Raw genomic sequence first — 18,949 nt, 5'->3', positions numbered from 1 at the left:
CCACGCCACTATCCGAGCATTTGACTCAGCGCCGCGCGCAGCTTGCCGGGTTTCACCGGTTTGTTCAGCAGCGGTGCGCCGAGTCTCTGCAATGAGCGTCGACACTGGTCCGTACGGTCCGCCGTGATGATCACCGCCGGAATAGCCTGGCCGAAATGCTCGCGCAAATGCCTGACCACATCGCACCCGACAATGCCGTGATCGAGGTGATAGTCCGCCAGAATAAGCTCCGGTGGTTGCCCGCGCAGGGCCGCCAGCGCGGAGGATTCGTCGGTGGCCGTGACCACCTCGCACCCCCACTGCCCAAGCAGCGCGCTCATGCTCTCGAGAATGCTCACTTCGTTGTCCAGCACCAGCAAACGTCGGCCAGGCAAGGGATTGCCCGTGCTCAACTGAGGTGTGGCCTGACTGATCGGTAGCGGCACCTCATGGGCAATCGGTACGTCGATGCTGAACAGCGAACCACGCCCTGGCAACGATTTAACCCGAACCTGATAACCCAGAATCTTGGCGATGCGTTCAACGATGGCCAGTCCTAACCCCACGCCTTTGCGGTCGGCAGCGCGTCCGACGTCGAGTTGGTTGAACTCCAGGAAAATCGAATCCAGTCGGTCCGCAGCGATGCCGCGCCCGGTGTCCCAGACTTCCAGGCGCAGCATGGCTCCCCGTCGGCGGGCCGCAAGCAGAACGCTCCCCTCATCGGTGTAGCGGCAGGCGTTACTGAGAAAATTACGCAGGATGCGGGTCATCAGGCGCAGATCGGTGCTGATGGCGTAATCGCCCACATGCACCCGCAGATTCAGACCGGCCGCTTCGGCGACCGACTGAAACTCGGAAACCAGCGGCCCGAGCAATTCGTCCAGACGATACAGACCGATGTCTGGTTTGACCGCCGCTTGATCGAGTCGGGAAATATCCAGCAAATCAGTGAGCAGATCTTCCGCGCCTTCCAGCGCCTGATGGGTGCGCTCGACCAGTACCTGCTCGACGTCGGGCAGTTTGCGTTCACGCAACGTCGATATCAGCAAGCGCGCGGCGTTAAGTGGTTGCAGCAGGTCGTGACTGGCGGCAGCGAGGTACTTGTCCTTGCTGCGGTTGGCCGCCTCGGCGGCGTCGCGGGCATCGCGCAGGGCGCGGGCAATCTGTTTACGCTGAGTAATCTGCTGTTGCAGGTTGCGGTTGGCTTCCAACAATTCATCGGTGCGCGCGGTGACGCGTTGCTCCAGTTCGTCGTTGAGTTGCTGCAGGCGTTGCTGCGCCAGTTTTCGCTCGGTGATATCGGCGACGAAGCCTTCCACCAGTCCCTCCTGACCGGGCTTGAGCAGCAGGTTCATCAACACATCGAGGTGGCTGCCGTCCTTGCGGCGCAGACGGGTCTCATAGCCATGGAGGCTGCACTGGTGCCTGAGGATTTCGCCGATGTTTTCCAACTCCTGCGCGCCGTCGACGAACAGGTTACTGGCCAGGTCGGTCAGGGAGAACAGCACCTCCTGCGGGTCCTGATAACCAAGCATATGCGCCAGCGCGGGGTTGGCGGCCCGCATGCCTTCTTGCAGGCTGGCCTGAAAAATTCCCTGCACCGCGTTTTCGAACAGCCATTTGTAGCGATTGCGCTCGGCTTCCAGTTCGTCGAGCCGCGCGGCCAATTCCGGGTAATGACTCTTGCGCGCCGAATGGCTGCCTAACCCGAGTAGCCCCGCCAGAGCCCGTTGCTGCTCGTCAGAGGGCTTCGCCATAGACGACCTCGACATCACGCTGACTGGATTCACGCGGGTTGGTCAGGATGCACGGATCGTGCATGGCATGCTGCGACAGGAACGGAATGTCCGAGGTCCTGACGCCATGCAAACCGAGGGTTTCGTGAAAGCCGATGGCGTGCTTGAGGGCGATCAGGTGTTCGACCAGACGCCCGCAGATCTGGCGGTGATTCAGGCCTCGGCAGTCGATGCCGAAGGTCTCGGCAATCACCTTGAAGCGGTCCGGTGCCGAGTTGTAATTGAAGGCAACGACATGCTCCACCAGCACCGCATTGCACAAGCCATGGGGCAGATCGAGAAAGCCGCCGAGGCTATGGGACATGGCGTGCACCGCGCCCAGGATGGCGTTGGAAAACGCCAACCCGGCCTGCATGCTGCCCAGCATGATTTTCTCGCGCAGGGCGATGTCGGTCGGGTTGGYGATCATTTGCACCAGGTTGCCATTGATCAGGCGCATAGCCTCCAGCGCGTGGGGGTCGGTCAGCGGCCCGTGGCCAGTGGACACGAAGGCTTCGATGGCATGCACCAACGCGTCGATGCCAGTACAGGCCGACAGGAACGGGTCCATGCTCAGGGTGGTTTCCGGATCGATCAGCGAAACATCCGGCACTACGGCCTTGCTGACGATGGAGAACTTCATGCGCTCCTGCTGGTTGGAAATAATCACGAATTGCGAGACGTCGGCCGAGGTGCCGGCGGTGGTCGGAATCAGAATCAGCGGCGGGCTGGGTACGCGGATGGTGTCCACCCCCTCGAATTCCAGGATGCTGCGGCCATGGGCGACGACGATGCCGATGCCTTTGCCGCAGTCCATCGGGCTGCCGCCACCGACGGCGACGATCACGTCGCAGTGGTTTTCCCGGTACATCTCGGCACCGAGCATCACTTCTTCGACCCGTGGGTTGGGCGAGACATCGGTGTAAAGGCAGTATTCGATACCCAGGGCTTGCAGGCTGGCTTCGACATCCGCGACCCAGCCGGCGGCAATCACACCGGGATCACTGACCACCAGCACCTTGCGCGCGCCAAAAGTCTTGGCGTAATTACCGACACTGTGCCGGCTACCGGCACCGAAGATGATTTCAGGCGAAACGAATTTACGCAGCTGGTTGAGACTCTGGCTCATTGGAAAGCCTGTTTTTATTGTTTTGGAAGGTAGAAACCACACTAAACCATCCAGCTGCGAATGCAATCAGACCAATGGGTAGCCCTACCTGCGGTGTACTCCTCCTGTGGGAGCGGGCTTGCCCGCGATAGCTGCCTGACAGTCGACATCGATGTTGAATGTGCCACCCTCAWCGCGGGCAAGCCCGCTCCCACAGGGGATTTGTGTCGCCAGACTAGCCGCGATAGATCAGCTGTGAAGTCTTCGCATTGCGCAGTGTCAGGTGTTCTATTCCCAACCCCGGCGCCTCGGCCTCCTCGCGAGCCTTGAGGATCACACCGTGGTGCGCGGACTTGCTGCACACCGGGTCGGCATTGCTGGCATCGCCGGTCAGCATGAAGGCCTGGCAGCGGCAGCCGCCCAGGTCCTTGTGTTTTTCGTCGCAGGAGCGGCACGGCTCCTTCATCCAGTCATCGCCGCGAAAACGATTGAAGCCGAACGAGTCATTCCAGATGTGCGAGAGGCTGTGTTCACGCACGTTGGGAAACTGCACAGGCAACTGCCGGGCGCTGTGGCAAGGCAAGGCAGTACCGTCGGGGGTGATGTCGAGAAAAAGATTGGCCCAGCCGTTCATGCAGGTTTTGGGACGCTCTTCGTAGTAGTCCGGGGTGACGAAGATCAACTTGCACGGGTGGCCCTGGGCTTCCAGACGTTGGCGATATTCGTTGGTGACGCGCTCGGCACGCTGCAATTGCTCGCGGGTGGGCAACAGGCCGACGCGATTGAGTTCAGCCCAGCCGTAGAACTGGCAGGTGGCCAATTCGACGAAGTCCGCTTCCAGTTCCAGGCACAACTCGATGATCTGCGCGATCCGGTCGATGTTGTGCCGATGGGTGACGAAGTTCAGGACCATCGGGTAGCCCTGGGCTTTCACCGCCCTGGCCATGGCGAGTTTCTGGGCGAAGGCCTTGCGCGAACCGGCGAGCATGTTATTGACCGCTTCGTCAGCGGCCTGGAAGCTGATTTGGATATGGTCCAGCCCGGCCACCTTGAAGTCGCGCACTTTCTGCTCGGTCAGGCCGATGCCCGAGGTGATCAGGTTGGTGTAGTAACCCATGTCCCGGGCAGCCTTGATCAGCTCGGCGAGGTCCTGACGTACCAGCGGCTCGCCACCGGAAAAGCCCAATTGAGCGGCGCCCATGTCCCGCGCTTCGCGGAATACGCGAATCCATTCTTCCGTGCTCAGTTCCTCGCCGTGCCGGGCAAAATCCAATGGATTGGAGCAATAGGGGCATTGCAGCGGACAACGGTAGGTCAGCTCGGCGAGCAGCCACAACGGCGGTCCCGGCGGGGTCTCACTCGATCCAGAATTGCGCATGGGCCACCTCCAGAAACGCCAGCACATCCTCGTCAATTCCCGGCACACCGGGAAAATTCGCGGCCAGTAGATCGATGATCGTTGCGACACTGCGCTGACCGTTCACCAGACCGAGGATCTGACCGGCACTGCCATTGAGTTTGATCATGCCTTCGGGGTACAGCAGCACATGGCAATCCTGGCGAGGCTCCCATTGCAGGCGAAAACCACGACGCAAGGCCGGTGACTGTTGGCGGTTGATCAGGCTCACAGGGCAATCCCCCGGTGCCAGACGTTCTCGGCAGTGACCGTGTGATACGGCGGGCGTTCCAGCTCGTAGGCCATGCTCATGGCATCAAGCATGCTCCACAGCACGTCGAGTTTGAATTGCAGAATCTGCAGCATGCGTTGCTGCCCCTCGGCGGTCACGTAGTGCGCCAGGGTGATGCGCAAACCGTGCTCGACATCGCGTCTGGCCTGACTCAGGCGCGTGCGGAAATAGTCATAGCCGGCGGCTTCGATCCACGGGTAATGGGTCGGCCAGGCGTCGAGTCGCGACTGATGGATCTGTGGGGCAAAGAGTTCGGTCAGCGAACTGCTGGCCGCTTCCTGCCAGCAGGCGCGACGGGCGAAATTGACGTAGGCGTCCACCGCAAAGCGCACCCCGGGCAGCACCAGTTCCTGGGACAGGATCTGTTCGCGATCCAGCCCCACCGCTTCACCCAGGCGCAGCCAGGCTTCGATACCGCCCTCGCTGCCGGGGACGCCGTCGTGGTCGAGAATCCGTTGCAGCCATTCCCGGCGCACGTCACGGTCCGGGCAGTTGGCCAGAATCGCGGCGTCCTTCAGCGGAATGTTGATCTGGTAGTAGAAACGATTGGCCACCCAGCCCTGGATCTGCTCGCGGCTGGCACGCCCGGCATACATGGCTTGATGGAAGGGATGGTGAATATGGTAGTAGGCGCCTTTGGCACGCAAGGCGGCTTCGAATTCGCTGGGGGTCATTGCGTTGTCAGTCATTGCGGTTCTCCGGGAAGTTCTGCGGCGTCTGGTTCGGCCTCATCGCGAGCAAGCCCGCTCCCACAGGTGTTCGGTGTGAACACACATTTCATGTACAGCAGAAATCCATTGTGGGAGCGGGCTTGCCCGCGAAGGCGTCCTTCGCTACAGCTCAATACTCATGCCGTCATAAGCCACTTCGATCCCGCGTCGCTCCAGCAAGGCGCGCTCAGCCGAGTCTTCATCAAGGATCGGATTGGTGTTGTTAATGTGGATCAGCACCTTGCGCTGGCGGGTAAAACCCTCCAGCACTTCCAGCATGCCGCCGGGGCCACTTTGCGACAGATGCCCCATTTCGCTGCCCAGGCTCTGGCCGACTTCGCAGATGCGCATTTCGTCATCACGCCACAGGGTGCCGTCCAGCAGCAGACAATCGGCACGTTGCATCCAGCCCAACACTTCATCGTCGACTTGCCCAAGGCCCGGCGCATAGAACAGCGAGGCACCGCTGCGCAGGTCTTCAATGAACAAGCCAATGGTGTCGCCCGGTTGCGGATTGCCGCGATTGGGCGAGTACGGCGGTGCATTGCTGACCAAGGGAATCGCCCGCCATTGCAGGTGCTCGCAGGCCGGCAGGCTGAACGGCTGGCGATCCAGACCAATCGGCTGCCACTGCAACCCGCCATTCCAGTGCCGCAGCATGTTGAACAACGGGAAGCCGCTGCTCAGGTCCTGATGCACCCGCTCGGTGCACCAAACGGCATGCGGACAGCCTTCGCGCAGGCTCAACAGGCCGGTGCAATGATCGATCTGGCTGTCCAGCAGCACGACGCCCGCGATGGCGCTATCGCGCAACTGACGGGCCGGTTGCAACAGAGGGAAACTCTCGAGTTGCGCACGAATGTCCGGCGATGCGTTGCACAGCACCCAGTCCACCCCGTTGTCGCTCAGGGCAATCGACGACTGCGTACGACGCTGTGCTCGCAGGCTGCCATTGCGCACACCGGCGCACTGGCGGCAGTTGCAGTTCCACTGTGGAAACCCACCACCAGCGGCGGAACCGAGAACGCGAATGTGCATGGTGGAGGCTCCTGAAGGCAGGCCCGGCCAACGCGACGGCTGGCCGGGTGATCAATCAACGGTTGGCGAAATACATCGTCACTTCGAAGCCAATACGCAGATCGGTAAACGCGGGTTTAGTCCACATGGGTCAATCCTCTTCTTGTGCCGGGCGATTCCGGTAGAGCCATTAATGCACGGGGCGTTGAGTGCCCGAATGCTACTTTCGAAGGAGTTTTGGGGGTGATTTGGTAGGGGGTGTTGCACATGGATCGGGATACAGAAAACCAATGTGGGAGCGGGCTTGCCCGCGATGGCGGCCTGACGTTCAACATCAATGTTGAATGTGCTGGCCTCATCGCGGGCAARCCCGCTCCCACAGGTTTTTCAGTGTTCTTGCGGAATCAGAAGAACCCCAACGGATTGATGTCGTAACTCACCAGCAGGTTTTTGGTCTGCTGGTAGTGATCGAGCATCATCTTGTGGTTTTCCCGACCGACGCCGGACTTCTTGTAGCCCCCGAACGCCGCGTGCGCCGGGTACAGGTGATAGCAGTTGGTCCAGACGCGCCCGGCCTTGATCGCCCGGCCCATGCGGTAGGCGCGGTTGATGTCGCGGGTCCAGAGGCCGGCACCGAGGCCGAACTCGCTGTCATTGGCAATCGCCAGGGCTTCGGCTTCGTCCTTGAAGGTGGTGATACCCACCACCGGGCCGAAAATTTCTTCCTGGAACACGCGCATTTTGTTGTGGCCCTTGAGCAGGGTCGGCTGGATGTAATAGCCGCTGGACAGGTCACCTTCAAGGCGCTCGGCGGCACCACCGGTGAGGAGCTCGGCGCCCTCCTCTTGAGCAATTTTCAGGTACGAGAGAATCTTGTCGTATTGCTGCTCCGACGCCTGGGCGCCGACCATGGTGTCGGTGTCCAGCGGGTTGCCGCGCTTGATCTTGACGATCTTTTTCATCACCTCGGCCATGAAGGGCTCGTAGATCGACTCCTGCACCAGCGCTCGTGAGGGGCAGGTGCACACTTCGCCCTGGTTGAAGAACGCCAGCACCAGACCTTCGGCCGCTTTTTCAATGAACTGTGGCTCGGCGTTCATGATGTCTTCAAAGAAAATGTTCGGCGACTTGCCGCCCAGCTCGACAGTGCTCGGGATGATGTTCTCGGCGGCGCAATGCATGATGTGCGCGCCCACCGGGGTGGAGCCGGTGAAGGCGATCTTGGCGATGCGCTTGCTGGTGGCGAGTGCTTCGCCGGCCTCGCGACCGAAGCCTTGAACGATGTTCAACACCCCTGCCGGCAGCAGGTCGGCGATGAGCTCGGCGAAGACCATGATCGACAGCGGCGTTTGCTCGGCAGGCTTGAGCACGATGCAGTTGCCGGCGGCCAGGGCCGGGGCGAGTTTCCAGGCGGCCATCAGCAGCGGGAAATTCCACGGAATGATTTGCCCGACCACACCCAGCGGCTCGTGGAAGTGATAGGCCGTGGTCAGCTCGTTGATCTCGGCAGCCCCGCCTTCCTGAGCACGAATGCAGCCAGCGAAGTAACGGAAGTGGTCGGCGGCCAGCGGCACGTCGGCGTTCAGGGTTTCGCGCACGGCCTTGCCGTTGTCCCAGGTTTCGGTGACGGCAAGGATTTCCAGGTTCTGTTCGATGCGATCGGCAATTTTCAGCAGCACCAGTGAGCGGTCCTGAGCCGAGGTCTTGCCCCAGGCATCGGCCGCGGCATGGGCGGCGTCGAGCGCCTTGTCGATGTCAGCGGCGCTGGAGCGCGGGAACTCGGCAATCACCTCACCGGTGACGGGCGAGGTGTTGGTGAAATACTCGCCATTGATCGGTGCGACAAACTCGCCACCGATAAAGTTGCCGTAGCGTGGTTTGAAGGTAATGACGGCGCCTGGGGTTCCGGGTTGTGCGTAGATCATGGTGGGCCTCTGTCTGGGTCGATGCCTGTCGTACCAACAGGCGATGAACCGATACTAGAGAGCCCCGCGTACCAGACGAATGCGCCGTTGGCAGGGGGACTCTCGTTATTTGGTAGTAGGTGACGTCGATCAGTGCTTGGCGACGAGGTCTTTTGGCAGCTTGAAGGTCCAGAGCATGCCGCCCTGGTTAAAGTCCTTCACCCGCTTGGCCACTTCTCCGCCCCACAACGGCACGGCGCCGCCCCAGCCGGAGAGGACCGACACGTATTGTTCGCCGTCCATTTCCCAGGTCACGGGTGAGCCGAGTACGCCGGAACCCGTCTGGAACTCCCAGACTTTCTCGCCCGTCTTGGCATTGAACGCCTGCAGGAAACCTTCCGGCGTGCCGGTGAACACCAGGTTGCCCTTGGTGGTCAGCACCCCGCCCCACAGCGGCGCGTAGTTCTTGTGGCGCCAGACTTCCTTGCCGGTTTTCGGGTCAATGGCGCGCAGCACGCCGATGTAGTCTTCGTTCAATGGCTTGATGGTGAAGCCGGCACCGAGGAATGCCGCGCCTTTTTTGTAGGCGATGCCTTCGTTCCAGATGTCCATGCCCCACTCGTTGGACGGCACGTAAAACAGCCCGGTGTCCCTGTTGTAAGCCATCGGCATCCAGTTTTTCGCGCCGAGGAACGCTGGCGCTACGAAGACCGAACTGCCCTTGGCCTCAGAACCCGGGGCACCCGGACGGCTGGCTTCGTTGTAGATGGGCCGGCCGTTTTTATCGAGCCCGGTGGCCCAGGTGATTTTGTCCACGAACGGGAAGCCGCGGATGAATTTGCCGTTGGTGCGATCCAGTACATAGAAGAAACCGTTGCGGTCAGCGGTGGCCGCCGCTTTGATTTCTTTGCCACCCTCGGTGTAGTTGAACGACACCAGTTCGTTCACGCCGTCGTAGTCCCAACCATCATGGGGCGTGCTCTGGAAGTGCCATTTGATGGTGCCGTCGTCTGGATTTAGCGCCAGTCGCGACGACGAATAGAGGTTGTCGCCAGGGCGCAGGTGCGAGTTCCATGGCGCGGGGTTGCCAGTGCCGAACAGCAGCAAATTGGTTTCCGGGTCGTAGTAGCCACCCAGCCAAGGGGCGGCGCCACCGGTTTTCCAGAGGTCGCCCGGCCAGGTCTTGCCCGCCTCGCCGCCAGAGATGCCGTTTTCCACGGCTTTGCCGTCCTTGTAGACATAACCCATGTGGCCTTCGACGGTGGGACGGGTCCACAGCAGATCACCGTTTTTCGGGTCATAGGCTTCAATCTTGCCGACCACGCCAAACTCGCCACCAGCCACGCCGGTAATCAGTTTGCCGTTGATCACCAGCGGCGCGGCGCTGATCGAATAGCCTTCCTTGTGGTCAGCGACTTTCTTGCTCCAGACCACCTTGCCGGTGTCCTTGTTCAGCGCCACGAGCTTGGCGTCGAGGGTGCCGAAAATCACCAGGTCGCCATACAACGCAACACCCCGGTTGATGACGTCGCAGCACGGGCGGATGTCATCCGGCAGACGTGCATCGTATTGCCAAAGCTTTTTGCCAGTGCGTGCATCCACGGCGAACACCCGGGAGTACGAGCCGGTCATGTACATCACGCCGTCCTTGACCATCGGCTGCGCTTGCTGGCCACGCTGTTTTTCACCACCGAAGGAAAACGCCCAGGCCGGCCGCAATTCCTTCACGTTATCGACGTTGAGAATGTCCAGCGGGCTGTAGCGCTGCCCCTGGACACCCAGGCCGTTGGTGACGACTTGCTCCGGGTTTTTCGGGTCCTGGAGAATGTCCTGGTCGGAGACGGCGGCCAATGCCTGGCCGGACAACAGCATGGCACTGAGCAGCAGGCTCAAGACGAAGGGCTGGCGACGTACGGGTTGAGTCATGACGGCTACCTCTGCGGTTTTTGTTATTAGCGGGAAAGTTTCCCGGTGTAGTGCAGATTCTTGGGCGCCACTGCCGCGACAACAATTACCCGCAATAAGGAGATTCCTAATCCCTTAGTAGCGGGTCGAATTCGTACAGGCCTTACCGGCTTGCGCCGGAATCGACCCGGGTCATCTGCCCACGCTCGTAACGCGGGTACAAATGACTAACGCTGCGGATCAATTCATAACGGCTCAGATTGATCCCGGCAAAACGTTCAGGGATGGGGCTGCGGATGATCTCGGCCATGTCGCTGCCGTTAGCCGCGCCGTCGCGCAGCAGTTGATCGAGCCAGGTGAGGTAGTCACGCATTTGCTCAAAGGGGCCTGAGTCGCTGGCCACCGGGCCGTGGCCGGGCACGATCAGCGTCCATGGCAAGTCCTGCAGCGTGGCGATGTCCGCCAGCCACACCGACAACCCGGGGCTGTTGGGGGTGGTCAGGGCCCGTTGATAAAACACCAGGTCCCCGGCAAACAGCACGCCGGTTTGCTGGTCGAGAATAGCCAGATCCGCCCCTGAGTGCCCACCCAGGCTCAGCAAGCGCAAATCGTGATTCCCAAAACTGTAGAGACCCGGCGTCAATTCTTGGCGAGGCAACACCACTTCGGTGCCGCGCATCCAGTCCCCCACCATTCGATACAGGTTCTCGGCCATCGCATCACCTTGTTGATGCAACAGCTCGGTGGTGCCGGCCAAGGCACCAATCGGCACGTCGGTGAAGGCCTGATTGCCCAGCACATGGTCCGGGTGATGGTGCGTCAATAACACCTGGATCACCGGTTTATCCGTGATGGCGGCAATCGCCTTGCGCATCGCTTCGCCATAATGTTTCGACGGCCCGGTGTCGATGACCACCACGCCGCGCTCGGTGACGATGAAGGCGGTGTTGACGATGTTGCCGCCGTTATCCTTGGCAAAATTATCGGTGCTGCCCTCCAGCAACCAGGTGTCCTGGGCGATCTGTCGGGGCTTGAGTGAATATTCAAGGTCGGCCAATGCCGACAGACTGACGCTAAACACAATCAGCAGTATCCAGCGCATGAAACGCTCCTTTGGGTCAGGGAATGGCCGCATCAAATTCGTTGCCGCTGGTGTCCCGCACGAACAGGCGTGTCTGCCCTGCCCCTTCGATGTCGAAGGTCAGGTTGGGGTTTTCACTGACGGCGGGAAACAACTCAAGCCGGGCCAACACCTGTCCGTCCTGGTCCTTCAATTCGGCATGGTTGATGAAAAATTCCGGGATACCGCTGACCATGCCGTTGTCCATCGGATGCGCCACCTGCACACGTAATCGGCTGAACTCACTGCGTGGATAGCGGCCACCCAGCACTTCGCCGATGTGGTCCTCCCAGCCTGGCTGGGTGCGCACGACGCTCGGCGCGGTGCAGCCACCGCCCGCCGCGTCGATCAGGGTCGAACCGACGTGCCATAGCCCATCACGGGTCAATACCGCCGCGCGCAACGGCGTGGCCTGTTCGATGCGAATCCGCACCGACAGCCACGGCAGCACACGGTCCAGCGGCTGGAAGTCGACAATTTTCGGCAGCGGGTTGAGCTCGGCCCAGGCGAGGATTTTCACCACCTCGCCCTTGAACGAGCGGGCATCGATTTCCAGCGGCACTTGCCGGGCATCTTCGGCAAACGGCGGCGCCAGCAGCTTCACTCGCTCATCAAAAACAAAGGGGGCATCACCAAGCATCTGCTTGTGATAGAAGCCCCACATCACCGACGGCACCGGGTCCTTGCCCGGATCGATATTCGCGGCCTGAACGATCCAGGGAAACCAGCAGGCCAACAGACATGTCACTCGCCAGCTCATCAACTGCTCCTATTGATACATCTCGGGCACGTCATACCGCAGGCCGTAATGGCTGTAGATCGTTTTCACCGAGCCGTCGCGGATGAGGCCTTCCAGTGCCTCTTCCACGGCATAGGCCAATTGCCGGTTGCTTTCGTGCACCGCCATGCCGATTTCCCAAAGCTGTTTGCCCATGTTCGGATAGGCGTTCTCCGCCAGTGCCACTTGCGGGTCGGCCGCTTCATGCACCTGCCAGTCAATTTCGCCACGCATGGCCATCACCGCGTCGACCTCTCCGGCCTTCATGGCCGCAAATGCCTGGGGTACGCCTGGGTAGTGGTGGGTTTTGCCGGCGAGCATGCCGTTGAACACCGAGGTCAGGTAGAACGACGGCACGCTGTCGACCTCGACGCCAATCGGGTGGTGCTCGAACACTGCAACGCTGGCGACCTTGTCCAGTCGGCGACGATCGTAAGCCACTTGCCATTGTTCGTTCTGGTAGGGGCCGAACATCACCACATGGCCGTTTTCCAGTTCGCCCAATTCGTTGCGCCTCTGCGCGTAGTCACGGTCGTAGGGCACCCGCATCATCAGGTCGGCCAGTTGCTGGTTGTGCAGTGCACTGGCGCGCCATATGTAGTCGCGCAGATCGTCGTCGAGCTTTTCACCGGCAGGCGCCCACATCAGCGTCAAGCGCACACCGAGTGCCTTGGCCAACGCCTCGGCGAGTTCTACATCAACGCCTCGGGGCTGGCCGGCTTGCTCAAAACTGTAAGGGGCGAAGTCTTTGTAGACCGCCACTTTCAGTTCCCCGGCGGCGATCATTTCGTCGTAATTGCGAACCTGCGCCTGCACCGCCTGGCAGCACAGCCACACAGCGCTGATCAATACCGCGAGCAGACGCATGGGGTTACTCCTCGACGTGAACGCTGTCCAGATAAGTGCGCACCGCCCACAACGCTTCCTGGCTCAAGTAGTCAGCCATTTTCGGCATGTAGACCCGGCCGTCACGCACTGCGCCATGACGGACGCGTTCGACAAACCACTCATCTCCCGACTCAGCGACATCCAGCATGCGCAAGTCAGGGGCAATCCCGCCGGACTTGGCTTCCAGGCCATGGCACGCCGCACAGTTCTGGTTGTAGGCCGACGAGCCGATTTCCAGCGCTTTGTCGTGCTCCGGGGAGGTGCGGTAGGGGTTCACTGCCGCCCAGCCATCGCCATCGACCTGAACACCGGCGTCCTTGATGGGCGTCAGGCCTTTTGTTTCCACGGCTTGAGGCACCACGTTGCCGTGAGCCCATACGGAACCTGCACTGATAACACCGGCCAGCAGCCCGGCGATAAGTAAGGCGTTGCGTTTTGTTGTCATTGTTATGCCCTCTGGATTGCACGCAAAACCTCTTGGCAGAGGCTATGGCACCCATCTTAGAAACGGCTTCGCATTCACCCCATGCTGCTTTGGTGTTCGCCGCCTAGTCCCTTGGTAGTAAGGCGATGGATCGACACCGGGAGCAGCCCTAGCGACCCGGGGTGGTGGGCAACACGGGTAACGGCAGTGGATGCGGGCCGTGAAGCCGGTCGACGCCGATCAGGGTCAAAATCAGCAAAAAAGGCAGGAGCAGCGCTTTGATAATTCGCATGGACGTTCTCCTCCCGGGCGATGACCGTTTCAGCCCATGCTAGAGCCGCGCCGCACGGGGCGAGTTACTACCTTGGTACTGGCCGACCGGTACTTTCTGCATATTTCCCCAGCTCGACGGGCTTCCTATGCTGGCGCTACCTGTAAAGGAGTGCCCTATGCGCCAGCTTGCCCCTTACGCCTTGCTCTACCTGCTGGCGATTGCCTGCGCTGCGGGCGTGGCCACCCACAGCCAGGCGGCAGACGCGCCATTGCAGGTGCGAATCGGCTACCTGGGGTATCGCCCCGATCCGGGGCCACTGTTGTCGAACGTCATTCCCGAGCCGGCTGATGCCGGGCTGCGCGGCGCCGAACTGGCGATCACCGACAGCAACAGCACCGGGCGTTTTCTCAACCATGGTTACAGCCTGCTCAGCGCCAGCGTCGACAACCCGCAAGCCTTGCTTGAAGCGGCCAAAAACCAGCACGCACAGGGCCTGCGTCTGTTTGTGGTGAACGCTCCGGTCGACACCTTGCGCCAACTCAGCGCCGCCCTGCCCGACAGCCTGCTATTCAACGCCGGCAGTCCCGACGACCGCTTGCGCACCACCGATTGCTTGCCGAACGTGCTGCACACCTTGCCGAGTCGGGCGATGCTCGCCGATGCCCTGGCGCAATTTCTGGTGGTGCGCAAATGGCAACGGGCGCTGCTAATTGTCGGCCCGACTCCTGACGATCAAGCCTATGCCGCCGCCCTGCGCCGCGCCGCCAAGCGCTTCGGTCTGCAACTGGTCGCGGAAAAACCCTGGAGCTTCGATAACGATCAACGCCGCAGCGCCCAAGCCGACATGCCGCTCTTCACCCAGACCGCCGAATATGACGTGGTGCTGGTGGCCGATGAACGCGGCGACTTCGGTGAATACGTGCCCTACCAGACCTGGTTCCCGCGCCCGGTCGCCGGCACTCAGGGCCTGACCCCGGTGGGCTGGCACAAGACCGTGGAAACCTACGGCGCTGCACAGCTGCAAAAGCGTTTTGAAGCCCTGGCCGGACGCTGGATGAACGACCGCGATTTCGCTGCGTGGATCGCCGTGCGCAGCATCGCCAGTGCCGTGAGCAAACTGGGTCAGACCGAGCCGATGGCGATTCGGACGCTTGAAATCAGCGATCAGTTGCCGCTGGACGGTTTCAAAGGACGCAAGCTCAGTTATCGCCCATGGAACGGCCAGTTGCGCCAGCCGATCCCCATCGTCCAGCCCCGGGCACTGGTCAGTACCTCACCGCAGGACGGCTTTCTACACCCCTTCAACGAAATGGACAGCCTGGGCTACGACAAGCCCGAGGTCAGCTGCCGCTTTCCCTGACTCGATAATTACAACAACAAGGAATCCGCCATGCGCCGCACCCTGCTTTCATGCGCCCTGCTGCTCGCCGCCGGCCATGCCGCTGCCAGCACCGCCTGGGTCTCTAACGAAAAGGACAACACCCTGAGCCTGATCGACATGCAGACTCAGCAAGTCACCGACACCTTGCCCGTCGGCCAGCGCCCGCGCGGCCTGCTGCTGTCCCATGACAACAAGCTGCTGTACATCTGCGCCAGTGACTCGGACCGGGTCCAGGTGATGGACGTGGCCACGCGCAAGATCATCAAGGAACTGCCTTCAGGCAAAGACCCCGAACAATTCGCCCTGCACCCCAACAACCGCTGGTTGTACGTCTCCAACGAAGACGATGCGTTGGTCACCGTGATCGACACCGAAACCTCCAAAGTGCTCGGCCAGATCAACGTCGGCGTCGAGCCCGAAGGCATGGCCGTCAGCCCCGACGGCAAGTGGGCGGTGAACACCAGCGAAACCACCAACATGCTGCACTGGATCGACACCAGCACCCAGACCCTCGCCGACAGCACCCTGGTGGACCAGCGACCGCGCTTTGTCGAGTTCAATCAGGACGGTTCACAGCTTTGGGCTTCAGCGGAAATTGGCGGCACGGTGACGATTCTCGATGTGGCCAGCCGCAAGATCCTCAAGACCCTGAACTTCCAGATCAAAGGCGTGCACCCGGACAAGGTCCAGCCGGTGGGGATCAAGCTCAGCGCCGATGGCAAGTACGCTTTCGTCGCACTCGGTCCGGCCAATCATGTGGCGGTCATCGATGCCAAGACATTCGACATCCTCGACTACCTGCTGGTGGGCCGGCGTGTCTGGCAGTTGGCATTCACACCGGACCAAAAACAACTGCTGGCCACCAATGGCGTCAGCGGTGATGTGTCGATCATCGATGTCGACAGCCTGAAGGTGAGCAAATCGGTGAAAGTCGGACGCTACCCGTGGGGCGTGGTGGTGACGCCATGAACGCCCTGGAAGTCAGCGACCTGAGCTTCGCCTACGGCCCCCGGGAAGCCTTGCGCCATTTGAATTTCAGCCTGGAACCGGGGCGTTTCGCCGCTTTACTGGGCCCCAACGGCGCCGGCAAATCGACCCTGATCGCCCTGCTGACCCGGCTCTATGACCTGCAACACGGTGACATCCGGGTCGGTGGGAATTCATTGCGCCAGGCACCTCGCCCGGCACTCAAGCAGTTAGGTGTGGTGTTTCAGCAAAGCACGCTGGACCTGGACCTCAGCGTCGAGCAGAACCTGCGTTATCACGCGGCGTTGCACGGCTTGTCGCGGCGCCAGACCGGCATTCGTGTCGACGCCGAGTTGACCCGTCAAGCCCTGACTGAACGCCGCCACGAACGGGTGCGCGAACTCAATGGCGGTCATCGCCGTCGGGTGGAAATCGCCCGCGCCCTATTGCATGAGCCGCGCCTGTTGCTGCTTGACGAAGCCAGTGCAGGGCTCGATCCCGCCAGTCGCCTGGCGCTCAACCAGCACATTCGCAACCTGTGCCGCGAGCACCACATCAGCGTGCTCTGGGCCACTCATTTACTGGACGAAGTGCAGGCCGGCGACGATTTGCTGATTCTCCATCTGGGCCGGTTGGTGGCCAGCGGACAGGCCAGTGAATTGAGCCTGGAATACGGCGCAGACCTCGGCTCAGTCTTCACCCGCCTGACCACGTTGGCGACCACAGGAGTTGCTCGATGAATGCTTACTGGCAATGTTTTAGCGGCATCGTGTTGCGCGAATGGCTGCGCTTTGTGTTGCAGCGCACGCGATTTCTCAGTGCGCTGGTACGGCCGCTGTTGTGGCTACTCGTGTTCGCCGCCGGTTTCCGGGCGGCCCTGGGCATCGCGATCATCGAGCCCTACGACACCTACATTCCGTACGAGGTCTACATCATCCCTGGCCTTGCCTGCATGATTCTGCTGTTCAACGGCATGCAAGGCTCGCTGTCGATGGTGTACGACCGCGAAATGGGCAGCATGCGCGTGCTGCTGACCAGCCCGCTGCCGCGAACCTTTCTGCTGTGCAGCAAGCTGTTGGCCACTTCACTGATTTCACTGCTGCAGGTCTATGCCTTTTTGGCGATTGCCTGGGTTTACGGCGTGCAGCCACCGGCCATGGGTTTGATGATTGCCCTGCCCGCGCTGTTGCTGGTGGCGTTGATGCTCAGCGCACTCGGCCTGTTGCTGTCGAACGCCATTCGCCAATTGGAGAACTTTGCCGGGGTGATGAATTTCGTGATCTTCCCGCTATTTTTCCTCTCATCGGCGCTGTATCCGCTGTGGAAAATGCGTGAGGCCAACGAGTGGTTGTACTGGCTGTGCGCGGTGAACCCGTTCACTCATGCGGTGGAGCTGGTGCGGTTTGCCCTTTATGAACGCTTCAATCCGCTCGCACTGGCGGTGTGTGGGGGGCTGACCGTGATGTTCACGTTACTCGCCGTGCTCACCTTCAACCCGCAGCATGCGGCCTTGCGCAAAGCCGGCTAATGACACAGCGCCGCACCGTTGATCTTCATTGAACACGGCAAAATTACTACTTTAGTACGGGTTTACCTGTCTATCGTCTCATTCCCAACGCACCCCGACTGGCATGTAATAGGTTCATAACTATAAGGATTGAACCCATGCCGCGTGCCCGACGTTGTCTGTTGCGCCCTACTCTCGCTGCGCTGTCGCTGAGCCTGTTGCTGGGCACCGCGCAGGCTGAGCCAGCGCTGTTTTCGCCCGATGGCTATCGCATCGACCTGTACCGCAGCCCGACGCCCAACAGCCTGCAAGGCGCKACGCTGATTGACACCCCTGCCCTGCAAGACCTGCTCAGTCAAACCCCTGCCCCGATTCTGATCGACGTCTATCGCCGCCAATGGCTGCAAGGGCGTTTTATCGAAGACCAGCCCCATGAAAACCTGCCCGGCAGTCATTGGCTGGCCAATACCGGCGACGGCAACCTGACGCCCGACTGGCAGGCTTACTTTGCGCGAAACCTGAAGGCATTGACCGCCGGCGATCCGGCGCAACCGCTGGTCTTCTATTGCCGCTCCGACTGCTGGTTGAGCTGGAACGCGGTTAAACGTGCCGCCACCATGGGCTATAAGACGTTGTATTGGTATCGCGACGGCCTGGACGCCTGGCAAGCGGCAAACCTGCCCGTGACGCCCGCCCGGCCCGAACCTTTCCCCTGACCTTTACGCTGGCGTGTTGTTGCCACACCATAATCAAAATAATGAGGTGAAAGGCTATGTACAAAATTCTGATTGCCGACGATCACCCGCTGTTCCGCGAAGCAATTCATAACGTCATCAGCGATGGTTTCCCGAATAGCGAAGTCATGGAAACGGCCGACCTCGACAGTGCCCTGGCGCTCACTCAGGAACACGACGACCTGGACCTGATCCTGCTCGACCTGAACATGCCCGGCATGCATGGTCTCAATGGCCTGATCAACCTGCGCAACGAGGCGCCCACCATTCCGGTGGTAATTGTCTCCGCCGAGCAGGACAAACAAATCGTCCTGCAAGCCATCACTTACGGCGCCGTGGGCTTCATCACCAAGTCTTCGCCACGTACTCAGATGACCGACGCGATCCAGCAAATCCTCAACGGCAATGTCTACCTGCCCCCGGACATCATTCGCACGACCAAAAGCAGCACTCACCGGCGGATGAACGACACCCCGAGCTTCCCGCCCGAACTGCTCCAGGCCCTGACCCGCAAGCAATTGCAGGTGCTCGAACGCATGACCAAAGGTGAGTCGAACAAGCAGATCGCCTACACCCTGGAAATTGCCGAAACCACGGTAAAGGCCCACGTCTCGGCGATCCTGCGCAAACTCAACGTGCACAACCGGGTGCAGGCGATCTTGAGTGCCGGGGATATTGATTTCGGGTCTTATTTGCGGCGTTGAAATTAGCGGCAACCGATGGACCGCGTCGCCCCCATCGCGAGCAAGCTCGCTCCCACAGGTACAACGCGACCCTTATGGGAGCAAGCC

At 60.8% G+C, this 18,949-nt stretch carries 20 protein-coding genes; 6 read left to right on the top strand and 14 right to left on the bottom strand.

Annotated features, from left to right (window positions below):
• Positions 1-8 precede the first annotated feature (8 nt).
• The 14 genes from AC1D2P_RS06160 to AC1D2P_RS06095 all read right to left on the bottom strand — a co-directional run bounded on the left by AC1D2P_RS06160 (position 9) and on the right by AC1D2P_RS06095 (position 13,588).
• Entirely contained in the window at positions 9-1,736 is a 1,728-nt protein-coding gene (locus tag AC1D2P_RS06160) for a PAS domain-containing hybrid sensor histidine kinase/response regulator (protein ID WP_223525201.1), read from the bottom strand.
• A complete protein-coding gene (ercA, locus tag AC1D2P_RS06155) occupies positions 1,720-2,883 on the bottom strand; it encodes an alcohol dehydrogenase-like regulatory protein ErcA (protein WP_477811345.1) in 1,164 nt (387 codons plus the stop codon). The genes AC1D2P_RS06160 and ercA overlap by 17 nt, the downstream gene beginning before the upstream one ends.
• Positions 2,884-3,097: 214 nt before the next feature.
• The gene (pqqE, locus tag AC1D2P_RS06150) at positions 3,098-4,240 is read right to left on the bottom strand and encodes a pyrroloquinoline quinone biosynthesis protein PqqE (RefSeq protein ID WP_477758112.1); all 1,143 of its coding nucleotides are present in this window, start codon (positions 4,238-4,240) and stop codon (positions 3,098-3,100) included.
• Positions 4,218-4,490, bottom strand: coding sequence for a pyrroloquinoline quinone biosynthesis peptide chaperone PqqD (pqqD, locus tag AC1D2P_RS06145; RefSeq protein WP_109786142.1), 273 nt, complete (start codon positions 4,488-4,490; stop codon positions 4,218-4,220). The genes pqqE and pqqD overlap by 23 nt, the downstream gene beginning before the upstream one ends.
• On the bottom strand, positions 4,487-5,239 hold the full coding sequence (pqqC, locus tag AC1D2P_RS06140; RefSeq protein WP_046031421.1) for a pyrroloquinoline-quinone synthase PqqC: 753 nt from the start codon (positions 5,237-5,239) through the stop codon (positions 4,487-4,489). The genes pqqD and pqqC overlap by 4 nt, the downstream gene beginning before the upstream one ends.
• A gap of 144 nt (positions 5,240-5,383) precedes the next feature.
• Positions 5,384-6,298 (bottom strand): pyrroloquinoline quinone biosynthesis protein PqqB, encoded by a 915-nt coding sequence (gene pqqB, locus AC1D2P_RS06135; RefSeq protein ID WP_046031422.1) that lies wholly within the window; start codon positions 6,296-6,298, stop codon positions 5,384-5,386.
• A gap of 55 nt (positions 6,299-6,353) precedes the next feature.
• Positions 6,354-6,425 (bottom strand): pyrroloquinoline quinone precursor peptide PqqA, encoded by a 72-nt coding sequence (gene pqqA, locus AC1D2P_RS06130; protein WP_003253598.1) that lies wholly within the window; start codon positions 6,423-6,425, stop codon positions 6,354-6,356.
• A 256-nt stretch (positions 6,426-6,681) separates the two neighbouring features.
• Positions 6,682-8,202, bottom strand: coding sequence for an acetaldehyde dehydrogenase ExaC (gene exaC / locus AC1D2P_RS06125; protein WP_258666031.1), 1,521 nt, complete (start codon positions 8,200-8,202; stop codon positions 6,682-6,684).
• 129 nt (positions 8,203-8,331) lie between these two features.
• A complete protein-coding gene (locus AC1D2P_RS06120; protein WP_046031424.1) occupies positions 8,332-10,107 on the bottom strand; it encodes a PQQ-dependent methanol/ethanol family dehydrogenase in 1,776 nt (591 codons plus the stop codon).
• 142 nt (positions 10,108-10,249) lie between these two features.
• Positions 10,250-11,188, bottom strand: a complete 939-nt coding sequence (locus AC1D2P_RS06115) for a quinoprotein relay system zinc metallohydrolase 1 (RefSeq protein ID WP_477758111.1) — start codon at positions 11,186-11,188, stop codon at positions 10,250-10,252.
• Positions 11,189-11,204: 16 nt separating this feature from the next.
• A complete protein-coding gene (locus tag AC1D2P_RS06110) occupies positions 11,205-11,966 on the bottom strand; it encodes a quinoprotein dehydrogenase-associated SoxYZ-like carrier (protein ID WP_109786145.1) in 762 nt (253 codons plus the stop codon).
• Between the two features lie 9 nt (positions 11,967-11,975).
• Complete coding sequence (locus AC1D2P_RS06105; RefSeq protein ID WP_046031427.1) at positions 11,976-12,851, bottom strand: substrate-binding periplasmic protein; 876 nt, start codon at positions 12,849-12,851, stop codon at positions 11,976-11,978.
• Positions 12,852-12,855: 4 nt separating this feature from the next.
• On the bottom strand, positions 12,856-13,317 hold the full coding sequence (gene pedF / locus AC1D2P_RS06100; protein WP_109786146.1) for a cytochrome c-550 PedF: 462 nt from the start codon (positions 13,315-13,317) through the stop codon (positions 12,856-12,858).
• Between the two features lie 148 nt (positions 13,318-13,465).
• Positions 13,466-13,588 carry a hypothetical protein gene (locus AC1D2P_RS06095; RefSeq protein WP_256594772.1) on the bottom strand — a complete coding sequence of 41 codons (123 nt, stop codon included), beginning with the start codon at positions 13,586-13,588 and terminating at the stop codon, positions 13,466-13,468.
• A gap of 157 nt (positions 13,589-13,745) precedes the next feature.
• Between AC1D2P_RS06095 and AC1D2P_RS06090 the strand changes: the two genes are divergently transcribed.
• From AC1D2P_RS06090 to AC1D2P_RS06065, 6 genes are all read left to right on the top strand, one after another.
• Positions 13,746-14,930: an ABC transporter substrate-binding protein gene (locus AC1D2P_RS06090; RefSeq protein ID WP_046031429.1), complete on the top strand. Its 1,185-nt coding sequence runs from the start codon at positions 13,746-13,748 to the stop codon at positions 14,928-14,930.
• Positions 14,931-14,960: 30 nt separating this feature from the next.
• Positions 14,961-15,920, top strand: coding sequence for a YVTN family beta-propeller repeat protein (locus AC1D2P_RS06085; protein WP_109786147.1), 960 nt, complete (start codon positions 14,961-14,963; stop codon positions 15,918-15,920).
• Complete coding sequence (locus AC1D2P_RS06080) at positions 15,917-16,657, top strand: ABC transporter ATP-binding protein (RefSeq protein WP_109786148.1); 741 nt, start codon at positions 15,917-15,919, stop codon at positions 16,655-16,657. The genes AC1D2P_RS06085 and AC1D2P_RS06080 overlap by 4 nt, the downstream gene beginning before the upstream one ends.
• Positions 16,654-17,445, top strand: coding sequence for an ABC transporter permease (locus AC1D2P_RS06075; protein WP_477758110.1), 792 nt, complete (start codon positions 16,654-16,656; stop codon positions 17,443-17,445). Before AC1D2P_RS06080 ends, AC1D2P_RS06075 begins: the two co-directional genes overlap by 4 nt.
• A gap of 137 nt (positions 17,446-17,582) precedes the next feature.
• Positions 17,583-18,140, top strand: coding sequence for a PQQ-dependent catabolism-associated CXXCW motif protein (locus tag AC1D2P_RS06070; RefSeq protein WP_046031433.1), 558 nt, complete (start codon positions 17,583-17,585; stop codon positions 18,138-18,140).
• Positions 18,141-18,196: 56 nt separating this feature from the next.
• A complete protein-coding gene (locus tag AC1D2P_RS06065) occupies positions 18,197-18,862 on the top strand; it encodes a response regulator transcription factor (protein ID WP_046031434.1) in 666 nt (221 codons plus the stop codon).
• Positions 18,863-18,949: the final 87 nt, after the last annotated feature.

Source organism: Pseudomonas sp. P1_F1_2 (assembly GCF_056405815.1).
The sequence above is the reverse complement of the archived record's forward strand: the minus strand, read 5'-3'. Positions and strand labels throughout refer to the sequence as shown.

Excerpts from the sequence above, each read along its gene's own strand:
- AC1D2P_RS06065 (WP_046031434.1), top strand. The coding sequence starts at position 18,197 with ATGTACAAAATTCTGATTGCCGACGATCACCCGCTGTTCCGCGAAGCA.
- AC1D2P_RS06160 (WP_223525201.1), bottom strand. The coding sequence starts at position 1,736 with ATGGCGAAGCCCTCTGACGAGCAGCAACGGGCTCTGGCGGGGCTACTC.
- AC1D2P_RS06095 (WP_256594772.1), bottom strand. The coding sequence starts at position 13,588 with ATGCGAATTATCAAAGCGCTGCTCCTGCCTTTTTTGCTGATTTTGACC.
- pedF (WP_109786146.1), bottom strand. The coding sequence starts at position 13,317 with ATGACAACAAAACGCAACGCCTTACTTATCGCCGGGCTGCTGGCCGGT.
- pqqB (WP_046031422.1), bottom strand. The coding sequence starts at position 6,298 with ATGCACATTCGCGTTCTCGGTTCCGCCGCTGGTGGTGGGTTTCCACAG.
- AC1D2P_RS06105 (WP_046031427.1), bottom strand. The coding sequence starts at position 12,851 with ATGCGTCTGCTCGCGGTATTGATCAGCGCTGTGTGGCTGTGCTGCCAG.
- AC1D2P_RS06120 (WP_046031424.1), bottom strand. The coding sequence starts at position 10,107 with ATGACTCAACCCGTACGTCGCCAGCCCTTCGTCTTGAGCCTGCTGCTC.
- AC1D2P_RS06085 (WP_109786147.1), top strand. The coding sequence starts at position 14,961 with ATGCGCCGCACCCTGCTTTCATGCGCCCTGCTGCTCGCCGCCGGCCAT.
- AC1D2P_RS06080 (WP_109786148.1), top strand. The coding sequence starts at position 15,917 with ATGAACGCCCTGGAAGTCAGCGACCTGAGCTTCGCCTACGGCCCCCGG.
- AC1D2P_RS06075 (WP_477758110.1), top strand. The coding sequence starts at position 16,654 with ATGAATGCTTACTGGCAATGTTTTAGCGGCATCGTGTTGCGCGAATGG.
- AC1D2P_RS06110 (WP_109786145.1), bottom strand. The coding sequence starts at position 11,966 with ATGAGCTGGCGAGTGACATGTCTGTTGGCCTGCTGGTTTCCCTGGATC.
- pqqE (WP_477758112.1), bottom strand. The coding sequence starts at position 4,240 with ATGCGCAATTCTGGATCGAGTGAGACCCCGCCGGGACCGCCGTTGTGG.
- exaC (WP_258666031.1), bottom strand. The coding sequence starts at position 8,202 with ATGATCTACGCACAACCCGGAACCCCAGGCGCCGTCATTACCTTCAAA.
- pqqC (WP_046031421.1), bottom strand. The coding sequence starts at position 5,239 with ATGACTGACAACGCAATGACCCCCAGCGAATTCGAAGCCGCCTTGCGT.
- AC1D2P_RS06090 (WP_046031429.1), top strand. The coding sequence starts at position 13,746 with ATGCGCCAGCTTGCCCCTTACGCCTTGCTCTACCTGCTGGCGATTGCC.
- AC1D2P_RS06115 (WP_477758111.1), bottom strand. The coding sequence starts at position 11,188 with ATGCGCTGGATACTGCTGATTGTGTTTAGCGTCAGTCTGTCGGCATTG.